Annotated in this window: 15 protein-coding genes; 9 read left to right on the top strand and 6 right to left on the bottom strand. The window is 61.9% G+C overall.

Features of this window, described 5'->3' with window-relative positions; translation table 11 throughout:
• Positions 1 to 8: 8 nt before the first annotated feature.
• A complete protein-coding gene (gcvA, locus tag RF819_RS11125; RefSeq protein WP_078365051.1) occupies positions 9 to 959 on the bottom strand; it encodes a transcriptional regulator GcvA in 951 nt (316 codons plus the stop codon).
• A 115-nt stretch (positions 960 to 1074) separates the two neighbouring features.
• Here gcvA and RF819_RS21315 point away from each other — a divergent pair, with 115 nt between their 5' ends.
• On the top strand, positions 1075 to 1242 hold the full coding sequence (locus tag RF819_RS21315) for a hypothetical protein (RefSeq protein WP_158081266.1): 168 nt from the start codon (positions 1075 to 1077) through the stop codon (positions 1240 to 1242).
• 8 nt (positions 1243 to 1250) lie between these two features.
• Here the strand turns inward: RF819_RS21315 and RF819_RS11120 are convergent, their stop codons facing one another.
• Positions 1251 to 1538 (bottom strand): hypothetical protein, encoded by a 288-nt coding sequence (locus tag RF819_RS11120; RefSeq protein ID WP_078365050.1) that lies wholly within the window; start codon positions 1536 to 1538, stop codon positions 1251 to 1253.
• A 182-nt stretch (positions 1539 to 1720) separates the two neighbouring features.
• Positions 1721 to 2206: an acyl-CoA thioesterase gene (locus tag RF819_RS11115; RefSeq protein ID WP_078365049.1), complete on the bottom strand. Its 486-nt coding sequence runs from the start codon at positions 2204 to 2206 to the stop codon at positions 1721 to 1723.
• A 167-nt stretch (positions 2207 to 2373) separates the two neighbouring features.
• Here RF819_RS11115 and RF819_RS11110 point away from each other — a divergent pair, with 167 nt between their 5' ends.
• From RF819_RS11110 to RF819_RS11090, 4 genes are all read left to right on the top strand, one after another.
• Positions 2374 to 3729, top strand: coding sequence for an NAD(P)-dependent oxidoreductase (locus RF819_RS11110; RefSeq protein WP_244899900.1), 1356 nt, complete (start codon positions 2374 to 2376; stop codon positions 3727 to 3729).
• Between the two features lie 101 nt (positions 3730 to 3830).
• Positions 3831 to 5138 carry an NAD-dependent dihydropyrimidine dehydrogenase subunit PreA gene (preA, locus tag RF819_RS11105; RefSeq protein ID WP_078365047.1) on the top strand — a complete coding sequence of 436 codons (1308 nt, stop codon included), beginning with the start codon at positions 3831 to 3833 and terminating at the stop codon, positions 5136 to 5138.
• Between the two features lie 101 nt (positions 5139 to 5239).
• Positions 5240 to 6682, top strand: coding sequence for a dihydropyrimidinase (gene hydA / locus RF819_RS11100; protein WP_078365046.1), 1443 nt, complete (start codon positions 5240 to 5242; stop codon positions 6680 to 6682).
• Positions 6683 to 7438: 756 nt separating this feature from the next.
• Complete coding sequence (locus tag RF819_RS11090; protein ID WP_078365044.1) at positions 7439 to 8695, top strand: Zn-dependent hydrolase; 1257 nt, start codon at positions 7439 to 7441, stop codon at positions 8693 to 8695.
• A gap of 33 nt (positions 8696 to 8728) precedes the next feature.
• Here the strand turns inward: RF819_RS11090 and RF819_RS11085 are convergent, their stop codons facing one another.
• The 3 genes from RF819_RS11085 to RF819_RS11075 form a co-directional block, all read right to left on the bottom strand.
• Positions 8729 to 9973, bottom strand: coding sequence for an MFS transporter (locus tag RF819_RS11085; RefSeq protein ID WP_078365043.1), 1245 nt, complete (start codon positions 9971 to 9973; stop codon positions 8729 to 8731).
• 3 nt (positions 9974 to 9976) lie between these two features.
• A complete protein-coding gene (locus RF819_RS11080; protein ID WP_078365042.1) occupies positions 9977 to 10432 on the bottom strand; it encodes a plastocyanin/azurin family copper-binding protein in 456 nt (151 codons plus the stop codon).
• 300 nt (positions 10433 to 10732) lie between these two features.
• Positions 10733 to 11836 carry an ABC transporter substrate-binding protein gene (locus RF819_RS11075; RefSeq protein WP_244899899.1) on the bottom strand — a complete coding sequence of 368 codons (1104 nt, stop codon included), beginning with the start codon at positions 11834 to 11836 and terminating at the stop codon, positions 10733 to 10735.
• A 217-nt stretch (positions 11837 to 12053) separates the two neighbouring features.
• On the opposite strand from RF819_RS11075, the gene RF819_RS11070 reads away from it, so the two are divergent.
• From RF819_RS11070 to katG, 4 genes are all read left to right on the top strand, one after another.
• Positions 12054 to 12935, top strand: coding sequence for a YihY/virulence factor BrkB family protein (locus RF819_RS11070; RefSeq protein WP_338109551.1), 882 nt, complete (start codon positions 12054 to 12056; stop codon positions 12933 to 12935).
• A 117-nt stretch (positions 12936 to 13052) separates the two neighbouring features.
• Positions 13053 to 13889, top strand: a complete 837-nt coding sequence (locus RF819_RS11065) for a GGDEF domain-containing protein (protein ID WP_078365041.1) — start codon at positions 13053 to 13055, stop codon at positions 13887 to 13889.
• 150 nt (positions 13890 to 14039) lie between these two features.
• The gene (locus tag RF819_RS11060) at positions 14040 to 15158 is read left to right on the top strand and encodes a PQQ-dependent sugar dehydrogenase (protein WP_078365040.1); all 1119 of its coding nucleotides are present in this window, start codon (positions 14040 to 14042) and stop codon (positions 15156 to 15158) included.
• A 130-nt stretch (positions 15159 to 15288) separates the two neighbouring features.
• Positions 15289 to 17463 carry a catalase/peroxidase HPI gene (katG, locus tag RF819_RS11055; protein ID WP_078365039.1) on the top strand — a complete coding sequence of 725 codons (2175 nt, stop codon included), beginning with the start codon at positions 15289 to 15291 and terminating at the stop codon, positions 17461 to 17463.
• The last annotated feature ends 98 nt before the right edge of the window (positions 17464 to 17561 follow it).

Raw genomic sequence — 17561 nt, 5'->3', positions numbered from 1 at the left:
ACGGCACATTACCCGGCCGCCCGCGCCTCTTTGAGCAGCCAGGCCCGAAAGGCCTGCACCGCAGGGCGCTGGCTGATGGCCTCGGGCACCACCAGGTAGTAGGCATAGTTCTGCGCCACCGCCAGCTCAAACGGCGCCACCAAGCGGCCCTGGGCCAGCGCGGTGGCCACCAGCGGCTTGGACGCCAACGCCACGCCGAGCCCGTCCAGCGCGGCCACATAAACCAGGCCCGAATCGCTGAAATGGGGCCCGGCGTTGCTGTCCACGTCCTTGACCCCGGCCAGCTTGAACCAGTCGGCCCAGCCCGGGCTCGCGTGGTCGCTGGCGATGGCATCGGTGTGCAGACGCACATGGTGGCGCATGTCCTCGGGGGTGCGCAGCGGCGGGCCTGCGGCCAGCAGCTTGGGGCTGCACACCGCGATGTATTCCGAGCCAAACAGGTGATCCACCTGGCAGCCCGGGTAGACACCGGTGCCAAAACGGATCACCACGGTGGAGTCTTCCTCACGCGGGTCTACCGGCGTCAGCGGTGCTGAGACGGGGGCCTGGTCACTGTCAATGGCCTTGAGCGAGCGGATGATCTGCAGGTTGAGCTGGGGCTCGGCCTGGGCAAAGCCTTTGAGCCGTGGCACCATCCAGCGGGTCGCAACCGAGGGCGGCAACACCACCACCAGCTTGCCACTGCTGGCGCGCGCCTGGGCACTCTCGACCGCCGCCGCAAAACAGGCCAGGCCTTCGCGCACCTTGGGCAACATGGCCTGCCCCTGGACCGTGAGCTCCAGCGCACGGGTCAGGCGGCGAAACAGTGGGTAACCCAAAAAATCCTCCAGCAGCTTGATCTGGTGGCTGATCGCGGTGGGTGTCACCGACAACTCCAGCGCCGCGTTCTTGAAACTCAGATGGCGTGCGGCGGCCTCAAAAGCGCGCAAGGCATTCAACGGGGGCAAGCGGTAAGACATGGATGAGTTTTTCTGATCTGTTGCCTGAAAAATGCTCGTTTGCCGCAGGGCAGCTCAGCCATTAAGCTTCGTTTTGCCCCCACAAGGGGCTTTTGTTACACAAGGATTTGCCATCATGCCCCAGAACTACATCGACATCTACGCGCAGGTGCGCTTGGCCAACCAGCAACGCTCGGACGCCATGGGTGAGATTTTGGCATTGGGCTGGCGCCATTTGAAACAACGGATCAGCCGTCTGGTGTTTCACAACACACCGGCACGGGGTGACTTCGCCCAGCCTTGAGCAGGCACCTATTTGGCTGCAGAACCGGGAACGTCGTTGGGATGTTTCTTTTTATAAGCCTCGGTCCGCGGCACTTTTTTATCGATCGCCTTGCCGGTGTCGCTGATGGCCTCAGCGGTGGTATGGGCAGCCTTCTTGGTGGCTTTTTGGGTGCGCTCGAGCAGGCTGGGTGCAGGTGCGCTGGTTTGGCTGGCAGCGGCCGTGGCGGCCAACACACTGCTGGTGTGGCCCAGGCCCAGCGCCGTGGTCAAAACCAGGGCGCCCAGAGAGGCGCTGTGAGTGAGAAAACGGCTCATGGTTCGTCCTTGCTGGTGTTGAAACCAGCACATTGTGATGCCTTTTGGGCAGGCTGACGCAGCCTCCAGAACCCTGATTGCAGTCCCCCAGCACATCCAGCCGATCAGACAAGCCATCTAAAAACCAGAGCATCCTGCCCTTGTTACATCAGGGCCAGGAGCCATTTTGAATACTATTTTTCTCAGTCGGCCAGCGAGCGGGTGGCGGTAAACCGCTTCTCCATCTCGCGGCGCATGTCCTTGCGCACCAGGGCGGCGGCGTGGCGACGGATCTCATCGGGGGTCTGGGGCTCCAGAGGCGGCACGGCCACCGGTTTGCGTTCGTCATCCACTGCCACCATGGTGAAAAAGCAGCTGTTGACATGGCGCACCGAGCGGTTCTGGATGTTCTCGGCAATCACCTTGATGCCCACCTCCATCGACGAGGAACCGGTGTGGTTGACCGACGACAAAAAGGTGACCAGCTCCCCCACATGGATCGGTTGGCGAAACATCACCTGGTCCACACTGAGCGTGACCACATACCGCCCGGCATAACGGCTGGCACAGGCGTAGGCCACCTGGTCGAGCAATTTGAGGATGTTGCCGCCGTGCACATTGCCCGAAAAGTTGGCGGTGTCGGGCGTCATCAGCACCGTCATCGAGAGCTGGTGCAGGGGTAAATCCATGGGGTGTTCCTCGTGAGGTCGGCAAACAGGGCGGTGAATGATATCGCCCACCCCGCGTCAGCCGCCCGGACGACTGCGGGCCAATCCCTGTAGACACTTTGGCATGTGGCTTGCTAGCATGAATGTTGAACCTGACCAAACGGTCAGATTTAACAGGAGTAAATCGCGTGTCCTTGTCCCTTGCCCCTGATATCCAAGCCGGTCGGCTCGAAGCCGCCGACTACGCCCAGCGTTTTGCCGATGCCACGCCGCGCCTGACCCGCGCCCAGGCGGTGCTGGAGGCCGAGCGCTGCCTGTACTGTTATGACGCGCCCTGCGCCACGGCCTGTCCCACCCACATTGATGTGCCCTCGTTCATCAAACGCATTGGCGAGAGCAACCTGCGTGGTGCGGCGCGTGCCATTCTGGAGGCCAACCCGCTGGGTGGCATGTGTGCCCGCGTCTGCCCCACCGAAAACCTGTGTGAAGCCGTTTGTGTGCGCAACACGCAAGAGGGCAAACCGGTGGCCATTGGCCGCCTGCAACGCCATGCAGTGGATGCGCTGATGGAGAGTGCCCAGCCACAGATCTTCACCCGCGCCGCACCCACCGGCAAAAAGATCGCAGTGGTTGGGGCCGGCCCGGCCGGGCTGTCCTGCGCCCACACGCTGGCCAAGCTGGGCCACAGCGTGGTGGTGTTTGACGCCAAGCCCAAGCCCGGTGGCCTCAACGAATACGGTCTGGCCAGCTACAAGACCACCAACAACTTTGCCCAGGCTGAGGTGTTGTGGCTGTTGTCCATCGGTGGCATCGAGCTGCGTCACAGCTGGCGACTCAGTGGCGTGGCCCAACTCGATGCACTGCGCCGGGACTTTGATGCCCTTTTCCTGGGCATGGGTTTACCCAACACGCACCAGCTTGGCGTACCGGGCGAGTCGCTCTACGGCGTGCAGGACGCGGTTGATTTCATCGCCACGCTGCGCCAGACCGAAGACTTGGCAACCCTGTCGATTGGTCGCCAAGTGGTGGTGATTGGCGGTGGTATGACTGCCGTGGACGCCGCCGTGCAAGCCAAGCTGCTGGGTGCGCAAGACGTGCACATGGTCTACCGGCGCGGCCCCGAGGCGATGGGCGCCTCCAAGGCCGAGCAGGAATGGGCGCTGACCAACGGCGTGGTGATCCACCACTGGCTCAGCCCCGAGGCCGTGTTGCCCAACAGCGTTGACGCCCACTGCGCGGGTGCTGTGTCTTTTGCCCGGCAGAAGATGCAGGACGGCAAGTTGGTGGCCACTGGCGAGACGCTGGTGCTGGAAGCCGACATGGTGCTCAAAGCGATTGGCCAGACGCTGGGCAACCCGCTGCTGGCGCAGGCCAACTTTGAGTTGTTGGGTGGTCGCATCGCCACCGATGCCAACGGCCTGACCAACTTACCTGGCGTCTGGGCCGGTGGCGACTGCCGTGCCGGTGGGCTGGACCTGACGGTGGAGGCCGTTGAACACGGCAAGCTGTCGGCGCAGGCGATCCACGCTGCCTTGAGCGCGTGACACCAAGCCACCCGCCAGTGAGCATCAAAAGTGGCCTCGGCCCTTATGAAACAAGCACTGTGCACTACATAAATTGCAGCACCAAGATCTGAAAGCACACCATGGCCAATTTAGCAACCCACTTCATCGGCATCTCCAGCCCGAACCCGTTCTGGCTGGCTTCGGCCCCACCCACCGACAAGGCCTACAACGTCAACCGCGCTTTTGAGGCCGGTTGGGGCGGCGTGGTCTGGAAGACGCTGGGCGAGGAAGGCCCGCCCGTGGTCAACGTGAACGGCCCGCGTTACGGCGGGCTGATCAGCGCGGACAGGCGGCTCAACGGCTTCAACAACATTGAGTTGATCACCGACCGTGACCTGGCGCTCAACCTCAAGGAGATCACCGAAATCAAGCGCCTGTGGCCAGACCGTGCGGTGGTGGTGTCGATCATGGTGCCGTGCAACGAAGACGCCTGGCGAGCCATCCTGCCACGCGTAGAGGCCACCGGCTGCGACGGCATTGAGCTGAACTTTGGCTGCCCGCACGGCATGAGTGAACGCGGCATGGGCGCGGCGGTGGGCCAGGTGCCCGAATACATCCAGATGGTGACCCACTGGTGCAAGCAGTACTGCAAGCTGCCGGTGATTGTGAAGCTCACACCCAACATCACCGACATCCGCCTGCCCGCACGCGCTGCCAAAAACGGCGGTGCCGACGCGGTGAGCCTGATCAACACCATCAACTCGATCATGGGTGTGGACCCCTACAGCCTGACCATGGTGCCCAGCACCGGTGGCAAAGGCTCCCACGGCGGCTACTGCGGCCCGGCGGTCAAACCGATTGCGCTCAACATGGTGGCCGAGATCGCACGTGACCCGCAGACTGCCGGGCTGCCGATCTCGGGCATTGGCGGCATCGGCACCTGGCGCGACGCGGTGGACTACATCGCGCTGGGCGCTGGCAATGTGCAGGTCTGCACTGCCGCCATGGTCTATGGCTTCAAAATTGTGCAGGAGATGATCGACGGTCTGTCCAACTACATGGACGAAATGGGTTTCACCAGCATCGAGGACTTCCGGGGCCGCGCCATCCCGACCGTGTCGGACTGGAAATACCTCAACCTCAACCACATCAGCAAAGCCGTCATCAACCAGGACAGCTGCATCGAATGTGGCCGCTGCCACATCGCCTGCGAAGACACCAGCCACCAAGCCATCACAAGCACCAAAGACGGCAAACGCCACTTTGAGGTGAAAGAGGACGAATGTGTGGGCTGCAACCTGTGCACCCTGGTCTGCCCGGTGCCCGACTGCATCACCCTGCGTACCGTGGCACCCGGCGAAGTGGATTTACGCACCGGCAAAACCGTGCAAGCGAGCCATGCCGACTGGACGACGCACCCCAACAACCCGGCGCGGGTGGCGGCGTAAGATTTGCCGCTTTACCGCTGGCTGACACCGTGTCTTTTAAGTCAAATTGACCTCTAGCCCTTTTGTAAAAAGCGTTGATAGCTATTGAATAAGGAGTATTTATGAGCAACATCCTGATCCGCGGCGGTACGGTGGTGAATGCCGACCAGGCTTTCCAGGCCGATGTATTGACCCAAGACGGCAAGATCATCGCCGTCGGCCCGAATCTGCAGGCACCCGCCGGTGCAACCGTGGTGGACGCCGGGGGCCAGTATGTGATGCCCGGCGGCATCGACCCGCACACCCACATGCAGCTGCCGTTCATGGGCACCACCACCATGGACGACTTCTACACTGGCACCGCTGCCAGCCTGGCGGGCGGCACCACCAGCATCATCGACTTTGTCATCCCCAACCCGCAACAACCGCTGATGGAGGCGTATCAGACCTGGCGTGGCTGGGCCGAAAAGTCAGCAGCCGACTACGGCTTTCACGTCGCCATCACCTGGTGGGACGAGTCGGTCAAGCGCGACATGGGCACCCTGGTGCAGCAGGAAGGGGTGAACAGCTTCAAACACTTCATGGCCTACAAAAACGCCATCATGTGTGACGACGAAACCCTGGTCAACAGCTTCAAACGCGCGCTGGAACTCGGCGCCATGCCCACCGTGCACGCCGAAAATGGCGAGCTGGTCTACCTGCTGCAACAAGAGGTAGCCAAGCGCGGTATCACCGGCCCCGAAGGCCACCCGCTGTCGCGCCCGCCGACGGTGGAAGGTGAAGCCGCCAACCGCGCCATCGCCATTGCCGAAGTGCTCAACGTGCCGATTTACGTGGTGCATGTGTCCTGCATCGAGTCAGCCGAGGCGATTGCCCGCGCCCGTGCGCGCGGTCAGCGCGTCTACGGCGAGGTGCTGGCCGGGCACCTGACGGTGGACGACAGTGTCTACCGCCACCCCGACTTTGCCATCGCTGCTGCCCATGTGATGAGCCCTCCGTTCCGCCCCAAAGCGCACCAAGAAGCGCTGTGGCGCGGCTTGCAAAGCGGCAGCTTGCACACCACCGCCACCGACCACTGCACCTTCTGCGCAGCGCAAAAAGCCGCGGGCAAAGACAACTTTGCCAAGATCCCCAACGGCTGCGGCGGTGTTGAAGAACGTATGGCCGTGGTCTGGGACGAAGGTGTCAACACCGGGCGCCTGACCCCCAGCGAATTTGTCGCCGTCACCTCGGCCAACACCGCCAAGCTGTTCAACCTGTACCCCAACAAAGGCAGCGTGAGTGTGGGCGCCGATGCCGACATCGTGGTCTGGGACCCGGCGGGCACCAAGACCTTGTCCGCCAAAACCCAGTTCAGCAAAGGCGACTACAACATCTTTGAAGGCCGCACTGTGACCGGCATTCCGAGCCACACACTGAGCCAGGGCAAGTTGGTGTTTGTGCAGGGTGATTTGCGGGCGGAGCGGGGTGTGGGGCGGTATGTCAAACGGCCAGCGTTTAATGCGAATTTCACGGCGAGTAAGTTGCGGGCGGATGTGATGGCGGTTGGGGCGGTGAAGCGCTGACTTTTTGCACGACGGGCATGGACGCTTTTCACATGGCTCTTGCTGGTGCGCCTACGCCCGCTGGCACCTGTTGGCCGGGTTTCGCCCCGGCGGGCGAGGTGCTTGGGGCTTGGGTTGCACCCGCTGGCCGGGGGTGGCCCGGCGGCCACTCCCTTTCTTTTGCGTCGCCAAAAGAAAGGAAGCAAAGAAAAAGCGAGCCCGCTGTTTGTGTCCCTGCGCTGCGCTTCGGGCAACCTGCGGTGCTCGCTTCTGGGAGGGGCGCGCTCGAACTCGCTACGCTCAAACAATCGCGCTCCCTGATCTCCCTGAAGCTGTGCTCCTCGGCACAAACAGAAGGGCGTAGAGCAGCCCAGTCCGCTCGGCTCGTGGCGCAACGCGCCACATTGCCAAGCGCGCAAACTCCGTGGCTGTCCGACACGGCACGAGCGAAGCAAAGTGCCGCAACTCTCGCCGCCGTTGAGGCCGGGCTGAGCAGCGCAGGGGCGGGCGGGAAAAGGGCTGGCGATTGTTTGAGCGAAGCGAGTTCGAGCCAGACCCCGCCTGACACAAGCAGCGCAAGGCACCGCGCAGCGGCCCGGACGTCGGCTCGCCTTTTCTTTGGTTACTTTCATTTGGCGAAGCAAAAGAAAGTAACTCGCCCGCCGGGGCGAGACCCGGCCAACGGCAACCAGCCGACCAGCCTGCGCCAGCAAAACCACGCAACATGCAGGCACATGGCTTGCATTCAACAACAACCCATTCACCAAGGAAGATGACATGACCACCACCCAAACCGACATCTCCACCCTGCGCATCAACGGCCAGCGCCTCTGGGACAGCCTGATGGAACTCGCCCAGATCGGCGCCACCCCCAAAGGCGGTGTCTGCCGCCTCACGCTCACCGACCTCGACAAACAAGGCCGCGACCTGGTCACAAAATGGGCCAGAGAAGCCGGTCTGACCGTCACCATTGACAAAATCGGCAACGGCTTCATGTGCCGCCCGGGACGCAATAACGCCCTGCCTCCCATCGTGACCGGCAGCCACATCGACACCCAGCCCACCGGCGGCAAGTTCGATGGCAACTACGGTGTGCTCGCTGGCCTGGAAGTCATGCGCACACTCAACGACCACGGGATCGAGACCGAAGCGCCGATGGAGGTCAGCTTCTGGACCAACGAAGAAGGTTCGCGTTTTGTGCCGGTGATGATGGGCTCAGGCGTGTTCTCCAAAACCTTCACGCTGGAACACGCCTACGCTGCCAAAGACATTGACGGCAAGACGGTCGGTGAAGAGCTGGCGCGCATCGGCTACATCGGTGAGCAGGAGCCCGGTGACCACCCGATTGGCGCGTTTTTCGAGACCCATATCGAACAAGGCCCGGTGCTTGAAGACAACGATGTGACGATTGGGGTGGTGCAGGGTGTGCTGGGCATCCGCTGGTTTGACTGCACCGTGACCGGCATGGAAGCGCACGCGGGACCGACCCCAATGGCGCTGCGCAAGGACGCGATGCAGGTCGCCGCGCAGATCATGCAAGAGGTGGTGGCTACCGCTTTGCGCCACCAGCCGCACGGACGCGGCACGGTCGGCATGGTGCAGGTGTTCCCGAACAGCCGCAATGTGATTCCCGGACGGGTCAAATTCTCCATCGACTTGCGCAACAGCACCGACGCGCTGGTGGACCAAATGGCCGATGAGGTGAAAGCCTTTGCGGCCAGCATGAGCCAACAAACCGGCCTGGGCGTGCAGATTGAACTGGTCTCCAGCTACCCGGCGCAGGCTTTCCACGAAGACTGCAAAGGCGCGGTGGCCAAGGCGGCAACCAAGCTGGGCTATTCCAATATGCCAGTGGTGTCTGGCGCCGGGCATGACGCGGTCTACATGTCGCAACTCGCGCCCACGGGCATGATCTTCATCCCGTGCAAGGACGGCATCAGCCACAACGAGATCGAGTCCGCCACACCCGAACACATCACGGCAGGCTGCAATGTGCTGTTGCACGCGATGCTGGAGCGCGCCGGGGTGGCATAAAGCCGGTCCCCGTAGCTGATTGCTTGGAACAGCCTATCTTGACCCTGACGTTGCGGTGCCTGTTTCTGCAAGTTTGTGGTGCGTGGACCCTGTCACTTGGCGGTAGATTCCCCAACCGCAAGCCAGCCCGACCAGTGCCAGCGCATACCAGATCAATGACGGCGGGGACGCCACCCCACTGCCCAACAGAGCGCCCACAACGACATTGCCCAACAGCGCGACACAGCCCCCAACGCTGGCATACAAACCGTAGTAACTGCCCAGGGAACTGGGGTCCGCAAAACGCGGAATGTGCGCGGCGAACAGGGGAAAACACAGGATTGACCCCAGCGATAGCAAGCACGCCTGCAGCAGCACGGCAACAACCGGGACATGCGACAACAAAGGCAAAGCCAGATAACTCAGCCCCATCAGGGCCAAACCACCGCCCATGGCCACCGCAACGCCCAGATGCCTCTGAACCAGGCGGGTGGCCGGCAGCTGCAGCGTGACACCCACCACAGCCGTCAACGTGAACACGCTGCCCAGCAAGCCGGTATCGTGCTGCACACTGCGGATATAGGCGGGAATGGCCAGGTAAAGCTGATGAAACAGCACCTGGTAAGCGGCAGCCAGCAACGTGAAAGCCATGAACGCACGGTGGCGCAGCATGCTGCGCCACTGCTTGCCCATGGCCTGAGCCTGAGGCACCACCACGGAAGCCGGCAACATGTGCCACTGCAAAAGGGTCAGCAGCAAAAACACGCTGCCAGAGACAGCACCTGTCACGCGGTAATCCACTTCGGTAAGCACCATGCCCACCAAAGGCCCTAGCAACATACCGGCCTCACTGGCCAGGTTATGCAAGGAAAAGGCGTACTGGCGCTGGGTGTCGGTGCGGCATTCGCTGGCCAGATAGGCTTGAGCACAGGGTGTAAACAACGCACCAGCAAATCCGGTGAGAAAAGCCGCCAACAACAGCACGGGCAAGCTGCTGGCCCAGCCGAGCAAGCCAAAACCCACGCTGCGCACCAGGCAGCCCCACACGATGGCGGGCCGGTAGCCAATCCGATCACCCAACGTGCCACCCAGCAGAAACAGGCCTTGCTGACTGAAGACCCGCAGGCCCATGACCAAGCCGGCAGCCCACCCCGCCAGCCCCAAGGTGCCGCCTATGTGCTGCGCCAGGTACGGCATCATCATGTAAAAGCCCAGGTTGAAGGCCAGGCCATTGGCCACCAGCAGGCGCGCCACCGGGCTGAGGGTACGCCAGCCTTGCAACATGGCAGACAAGGCCATGCGCTACTTCACCTGCTGTAACAAGACATCGACGCGTTGGCTGTTGCTCATCATCCGCCCCTTGGTGGCCAGCATTGACTCGGCAACGGCCTGCCGATTGACCGGGGCACCGGCCTGTATCAAACCCACCATGCCCATCATCAGGTGCGGCGGACACATGTAGAAATACAGCCCCTCGTGATCCAGTTTCAGGGTGAACGGCTCATCCTCCGGGCTGCTGAACGGGCGGGCGCTCGCTGGCAGCGCCAAGCTGCGCACATAGTGCCCCGAATTGGTGGGCTCAAAGCGCACGGTATCGCCAACCTCGGCCCGCACAAAAGCTGGTTCAAACAACATGCTGCCACTGTCGTTGGCATTGAGCATACGTACCACATGCTCGGCCGCTGCCGCGTGCCAACTCACAGCCAGGCTGGCGCCAATCGCCAGCCCCAAGTTACGAAGGGAAGTCAACAAAGTCATCAAACAGTTCCGTCTTGTCGAAGGGTTCGGGTATAGGGTTTGCGGTGGTGGTCATGGTGGATCGCCACCGGCAGGTCGTACAGGCGCCGAGTCCGTTCTGCATCCAGAACATCTTTGGGAGCGCCAAAGGCTTGCTACTGGCCATCGGCCAGAACAATCAGACAATCGGCAGACTGCGCCGCCAGACTGAGGTCATGCAACACCACCAATGTTACCCACTGCTGGTGGGGCGTCTGCTGGTGCACATGTTCAGTATGAGCTGCTTGGCGCTGAGCGCATGCAGGTGCCGACCAGGGTGGGTTACATGCCGACAGTGAAAGTGCCCTTGGGCACCACAGGCAGGTAGCGGCGGTAAAAGTCCAGATAGTTGGCTTCGGGGTCCAGGTCCTTGAACAGACTGGGATACAACGCCTTGGCCATGAACTGCACCATGACGTAGTCAGCCACCGTGCGCGAAGCCCCTTGGTAAACACCGTACACCCGCTTGTTTTTGACCGCTGGCAGGTTGGTCCAACCACTGCGCTGCGTGAAAGCCAGCAAACGCTGTTGCGCCACCGCACGCTCCACACCCTGCCCGATCAGCATTGACGAGGGGTTTTTGGTGGCCTCGGTGCCAGCGATGAACACCACCTCCGGCTGGGCGGACAGCACCTTTTCGGGATTCATCGGCCCGTACCATTCCACAAAAGGCGCTGCGATGTTGTCACCCCCCGCCAAGGTGCTCAAAGCACCCCACATGCCTTTGCCATACGAGAAGCTGTACTCGGCCGGGCCTTTGTTGCCAAATTCCACGTACAGACGGGGCTTGGGCAGCTTGGCAGCAGCAATACGCGACTGCACCTGATCCACCGCAGCTTTGTACTCATTGGCAATCTGTTGCGCCCGTTTGTCTTCCCCGGCGATTTTCCCCAACAACACGGTACTCAGGTAGTGGTTGGCTTGCAACTCCATGTTGTAGTCCACCACCACCACAGGCAATCCGGCATCTTCAAGGCGTTTCACATCCGGCCCCAAGCCCTTGTATTGCCAGTCCGCCAGCACCACCACATCGGGTTTGAGCGCCAGGACCTTCTCTACCGAAAACGTCTGGACCTCGACCTCACCCACATCGGGCAAACTGGCCAAGGACGGACGGTGTGCGGTGAACACAGCCCAGTTGGCCGGGCGCCACCCTTCCCAGGCGTCGCGCGAGATACCAACCACTTTGTCAAACGCCTTTTCACCGCCGATGGCCATGTAGTCTTCAAAATAGAAACCAAGAAGAACACGCTTGGCTGGCAGGTCCACCTTCACCTCACGACCCAACACATCTTTGATCGTCTGAGTGGCCGCCTGTGCCATGGACGCTGTCCCCAAAGCCAACGCCAGCAACATGGGCGCCCATTTCTTCCATCCTGAAATCACAATGCCATCCTTCTATTAAATGAGAATGATTCGCATTGTATAGGAAGTTCAACAAATGTCAGTCGCAAAACACACAGCATTCATGTGCGCTGGCGAACAGCCAACCCGGTCCCCGCAGTGAATACTCGGAGCCCTCTTTGTTGTCCGGGGAAACCCATGCCTTGTTTGCCAACCTGCCACACCCCGGTGCCCGGCTTGAACCACCGGGTGGCCTGAGGTGCCTTGGAATATCCGCGCCTTCTGGCGTCTGCTCACACAGACCGCGCAGTCGTGGCTGGCCGATTACGCGCTCAGCATGGGCGCGGCGCTGGCCTACTACACCCTGTTTTCGCTGGCGCCCTTGTTGCTGATCGTGATCTCGGTGGCGGGCCTGGTGTTTGGCGAAGACGCGGCACGCGGTGAAATTGCGCACCAGCTCAGCAGCTTGATGGGCGATGCCGGTGCCAAAGCCGTGCAGGACTTGCTGGCCAGTGTCGACAAGCCGCTGGAGGGCTCACTGGCCACCGTACTAGGCTTGCTGATGCTGTTTGTGGGCGCCACCTCGGTGTTTGGTGAATTGCAGGACGCGCTGGACCGCATCTGGCGCGTGGCGGCGCAGCAGCCCAGCAGTGGCTGGCTGGCCTTGGTGCGGGCACGGCTGCTGTCTTTTGGCATGATTTTGGCGATTGGTTTCCTGCTGATGGTTTCCCTGGTGACCAGTGCGGTGTTGGGTGTCATGGGCAACTGGTTGCAGCCGGTGTTCGGTGGCTGGCTGGTGTTGGCGGCGGTGGTCAATGCTTTGGGCAGCTTTTTGCTGGTAGCCGCCATGTTTGCGCTGATCTACAAGGTGATGCCACGGGTGCAGGTGCAGTGGCGAGACGTCTGGACCGGCGCGCTGTTCACCGCCACCTTGTTCACCTTTGGCAAGTTTTTGATTGGGCTGTACATCGGGCGCAGCGGGGTGATCTCGGGCTTTGGTGCGGCGGGTTCGCTGGTGGTGGTGTTGCTGTGGGTCTACTACTCGGCGCAGATTTTCCTGATTGGTGCCGAATTCACCTGGGTGTATGCCAATGCCTATGGCTCGCGCCGGGCGGTCACCACACAGCCGCCCAGCCCTTGAGGCCACAACGGTTGGATCTGCGAACGCTGCGTGTGACAGCGCACAAACAAGCGGGCGGGTGCTGGGTAGCATGCGCAATTTGGTCGTTTTACCAGACAGCAAAATGCTGCAACACCCATGTCTTCCCGCCGACCGCAGAAACCACGTCCAGCTGCCGCCAAGCAGCTTGAATCGCTCACCCAGTTGATGGGCCATGCCGAGGATGTGAAAACGCTGATGGAGGAGTTCGCCGAGGGGCTGTCGTCAGTGAATCTGGTGCTCAAGCAGGAGATTGACGCACCCAACCGCCAGTCCAACATTGACAGCGCCATCCAGCACAGCGAGATCCTGGAGAGCAAGGTGCAAGACGCCACCGACAAGCTGGCGCTGATGAACGAGGCGCTGGAGACCGAATGGCAATCACGTTACGACCTGGAGGAACAACTGGCCGCCGTGATTCTGGACGAAGCAGCCGCACGCCACGCCTCTCTGCACGACCCGCTCACGGGTTTGCCCAACCGCTCGCTGTTTGAGAACCGGCTGACGCTGGGGCTGGCACAGGCCAAACGGTATGACCGGGCGCTGGCTGTGATGTTTTTGGACCTCAATGAGTTCAAACAGATCAACGATGTGTATGGGCACGATGTGGGTGATATGGTGTTGCAGACCATCGCGGACCGCCTCAAGGAGACCACACGCCAAGCCGACACCGTCAGCCGCCTGGGGGGTGACGAGTTTGTTTACCTGCTGGCCGAGTTTGCCGACCTGCGCGACGTGTTGCGGGTGGCGCAAAAAATCATCCAGGCCATCCAAGTCCCTTGCCAGCTGGCGCAGGGTGTCCTGGTGGTTCAGGCCAGCATCGGCATTGCGATCTACCCCAAACACGGCGACTCGGCCCAGGCCCTGCTCAAGAGCGCCGACCACGCCATGTTCAAGGCCAAACGCAGCAAATCCAGCTACGCTTTCGCTGGTTAAGGCTATCCATGCCCCAACACCGCTTGGGGATATGGCGTTTGGCATGCCTGGCCGCGCTTGGTTAGCATGTGATGCAATTTAGGCGGCGCCGCTTTTGCGCAGGCAGAGTTGGCGACCAGGACGCTTGCAACAGCACACGAATGGGTGACGATGAAACAGTATCTGGTGTGGATTCTGAGCAGTGCCCTTGGCGCACTGGGTGTCAACGCCCAGGTAGCCGGGGCGCAGCCACAGCCAGACATTCTGGTTAAAGGCCTGGAACACCCTTGGGGGTTGAGTTTCATCGACGCCCAGCGCCTGCTGGTCACTGAACGACCTGGGCGCCTGCGGGTGGTCACGCTGCAGGGCCAGGTGGGCCCCGCCATCACCGGGCTGCCACCGATCCAAGCGGCAGGCCAAGGTGGGCTGCTGGATGTACTGGCCGACAGCCAGTTCACCAGCAACCGCACCATCTATGTCTGCTACACCGAGCCCGACGCCACCGGCAGACTCAACTCCACCGCATTGGCCTCGGCCAGACTGTCTGAAGACGAGCGCCGCCTGGACAAGGTCCAGGTGATCTTCAGCCAACAGCCCAAGCTCTCTGGCAGCGCCCATTTTGGTTGCCGGATTGTGGAAAGCCCGGACGGCAAGTTGTTCCTCACGCTCGGTGATCGTTACCACCACATGCAGGACGCCCAGACCCTGGACAACCACCTGGGCAAGGTGGTGCGTCTGAACAAAGATGGCAGCGTCCCCGCTGACAACCCGCTGCGCGGCCGTGCCGGGGTGATGCCAGAAATCTGGAGCTGGGGCCACCGCAACATGCAAGGTGCGGCCTGGGGTCCGGACGGTCTTTTGTGGACCACAGAACACGGCCCACAAGGCGGGGATGAACTCAACCGCCTGTTGCCGGGCCAAAACTACGGTTGGCCGGTCATCACCTATGGCGAGCAATACGGGGGCGGCCCGATTGGCCAGGGCATCCAGGCCAAGGCTGGCATGGTGCAGCCCTTGTACCAGTGGACACCATCGATGGCACCCTCTGGCTTGGCCTTTGTCACCAGCGCACAGTACGGCACGACCTGGCAGGGCAGCTTGCTGGTGGGCTCGCTGAAGTTCCGCTACCTGGCCCGGCTGGAGCTGCAGGGCGGCCAAGTGCTGCGTGAAGAGAAGCTGCTGCAACAGCTCGATGAACGCATCCGCGCGGTGCGCCAGGGCCCGGACGGGCTGATCTATCTGCTGACCGATAGCCCCCAGGGCATGTTGCTGCGGCTCAGACCGCGTTGAGCCTGGCCCGCTGCGGGCGGGTTCGTGCTATCGCGATGATTTGCAAAAACGATCCCGCTGAAGGCAGGTTCTTCCTACACTGACCCCAGACAGCAACGACCCCGATCAACCCCGATTCAAGGAGCACCTCATGACCGCAGCCTCTTCCAACCCAGCGGGCCAATGCCCGGTGATGCACGGCGGCAACACCGCCAGCAGCCAGTCCCCCATGGCCTGGTGGCCCAATGCGCTGAACCTGGACATCCTGCACCAGCACGACACCAAGACCAACCCGCTGGGCCCGGCCTTTAGCTACCGCGATGAGGTCAAAAAACTCGACGTGGCGGCCGTCAAAAAAGACTTACACGCCTTCATGACCAACAGCCAGGACTGGTGGCCCGCCGACTGGGGCCATTACGGTGGTTTGATGATCCGTATGGCCTGGCACTCGGCCGGCTCCTACCGCACGGCGGATGGCCGGGGCGGCGGTGGCCACGGCAACCAGCGTTTTGCGCCGCTGAACTCCTGGCCCGACAACGGCAACCTGGACAAGGCACGCCGCCTGCTGTGGCCGATCAAAAAGAAATACGGCAACAAACTCAGCTGGGCAGACCTGATCCTGCTGGCGGGCACCATCGCTTATGAATCGATGGGCCTGAAAACCTTTGGTTTTGCCTTTGGTCGCGAAGACATCTGGCACCCCGAACAAGACACCTACTGGGGCGCCGAGAAAGAATGGCTGGCACCCAGTGGTAGCACGGGCAGCCGCTACTCGGGCGAGCGTGATCTGGAAAACCCATTGGCTGCTGTGATGATGGGCCTGATCTATGTGAACCCTGAAGGTGTTGACGGCAACCCTGACCCGCTCAAGACCGCCCAAGACATGCGTGTCACCTTTTTGCGCATGGCCATGAACGATGAGGAAACCGTGGCCCTCACCGCCGGTGGCCACACCGTAGGCAAGGCGCACGGCAATGGCAGCGCGGCCAATCTGGGCCCGGCGCCAGAGGGTGCGGATGTGGATGAACAAGGCCTGGGCTGGGTCAACCATACCAGCCGTGGCATCGGGCGTGACACCGTGACCAGCGGCATCGAGGGTGCCTGGACCACCCACCCGACACAGTGGGACAACGGCTACTTCCAGATGCTGCTCAAGCACGACTGGGAACTCAAGAAGAGCCCGGCCGGGGCCTGGCAGTGGGAGCCAGTCAGCATCCGCGAAGAAGATCGGCCAGTGGATGTGGAAGACCCCAGCATCCGCCTGAACCCGATCATGACCGACGCCGACGTGGCGCTCAAGATGGACCCGGCCTACCGGGTCATCTCAGAACGTTTCGCCCAGGATCAGGCCTATTTCTCAGACGTGTTTGCGCGCGCCTGGTTCAAGCTGACGCACCGCGACCTGGGCCCCAAGGCCCGCTACATCGGCCCCGATGTGCCCGCTGAAGACCTGATCTGGCAAGACCCGGTGCCCGCAGGCCGTGCTGACTACGATGTGGCTGCGGTCAAGGCCAAGATCAACGCCAGCGGCCTGTCGATCAGCGACCGGGTGGCCACCGCCTGGGACAGCGCCCGCACCTTCCGTGGCTCCGACAAACGCGGTGGTGCCAATGGCGCCCGCATCCGCCTGGCACCGCAACGGGACTGGGAAGGCAACGAGCCAGCGCGCCTGGCCCGGGTGCTGGCCGTGCTGGAGGGCATTGCGGCTGAGAGTGGCGCCAGCCTGGCCGACGTGATTGTGCTGGCAGGTAACACCGGCATCGAGCAGGCCGCCAAGGCGGCGGGTTTTGAGGTGACGGTGCCGTTTGCGTCGGGTCGGGGTGACGCCAGCCAGGCGCAGACCGATGTGGAATCCTTTGAGCCGCTGGAGCCGGTGCATGACGGTTTTCGCAACTGGCTCAAACAGCACTTCACGGTCAAGCCGGAAGAACTGCTGCTGGACCGCAGCCAGCTGATGGGGCTGACCGCGCACGAGATGACGGCGTTGATTGGTGGCCTGCGGGTGCTAGGCACCAACCATGGCGGCAGCCAACACGGGGTGTTCACCGAGCGTGTGGGTGTGCTCAGCACCGACTTCTTTGTGAACCTGACCGACATGGCCTACAGCTGGAAGCCCACTGGCCGCAACTCTTACGAGATCGTGGATCGCAAAACTGGCCAGCCCAAGTGGACCGCCACCCGGGTTGACCTGGTGTTTGGCTCCAACGCGATCTTGCGGGCTTATGCCGAGGTCTACGCGCAGGACGACAACCAAGCCAAGTTTGTGCAGGACTTCGTGGCCGCCTGGACCAAGGTCATGAACGCCGACCGCTTCGATCTGGTCTGAAAGAAACAGCGCAAGCTGCTCAGGCGGCTTGCGCTGTTGGCTTTGTTTCTGGTTGATGCGAAATAAATAGCTGCTAGCCCTTTATCCATAAGGGCTAG

It is taken from the genome of Rhodoferax fermentans (assembly GCF_002017865.1).
In the GTDB taxonomy this organism is placed as follows: domain Bacteria; phylum Pseudomonadota; class Gammaproteobacteria; order Burkholderiales; family Burkholderiaceae_C; genus Rhodoferax; species Rhodoferax fermentans.
The sequence above is the reverse complement of the archived record's forward strand: the minus strand, read 5'-3'. Positions and strand labels throughout refer to the sequence as shown.

Coding starts and splice junctions, on each gene's coding strand:
- gcvA (WP_078365051.1), bottom strand. CDS start 959: ATGTCTTACCGCTTGCCCCCGTTGAATGCCTTGCGCGCTTTTGAGGCC.
- RF819_RS21315 (WP_158081266.1), top strand. CDS start 1,075: ATGCCCCAGAACTACATCGACATCTACGCGCAGGTGCGCTTGGCCAAC.
- RF819_RS11120 (WP_078365050.1), bottom strand. CDS start 1,538: ATGAGCCGTTTTCTCACTCACAGCGCCTCTCTGGGCGCCCTGGTTTTG.
- RF819_RS11115 (WP_078365049.1), bottom strand. CDS start 2,206: ATGGATTTACCCCTGCACCAGCTCTCGATGACGGTGCTGATGACGCCC.
- preA (WP_078365047.1), top strand. CDS start 3,831: ATGGCCAATTTAGCAACCCACTTCATCGGCATCTCCAGCCCGAACCCG.
- hydA (WP_078365046.1), top strand. CDS start 5,240: ATGAGCAACATCCTGATCCGCGGCGGTACGGTGGTGAATGCCGACCAG.
- RF819_RS11090 (WP_078365044.1), top strand. CDS start 7,439: ATGACCACCACCCAAACCGACATCTCCACCCTGCGCATCAACGGCCAG.
- RF819_RS11085 (WP_078365043.1), bottom strand. CDS start 9,973: ATGGCCTTGTCTGCCATGTTGCAAGGCTGGCGTACCCTCAGCCCGGTG.
- RF819_RS11080 (WP_078365042.1), bottom strand. CDS start 10,432: ATGACTTTGTTGACTTCCCTTCGTAACTTGGGGCTGGCGATTGGCGCC.
- RF819_RS11065 (WP_078365041.1), top strand. CDS start 13,053: ATGTCTTCCCGCCGACCGCAGAAACCACGTCCAGCTGCCGCCAAGCAG.
- RF819_RS11060 (WP_078365040.1), top strand. CDS start 14,040: ATGAAACAGTATCTGGTGTGGATTCTGAGCAGTGCCCTTGGCGCACTG.
- katG (WP_078365039.1), top strand. CDS start 15,289: ATGACCGCAGCCTCTTCCAACCCAGCGGGCCAATGCCCGGTGATGCAC.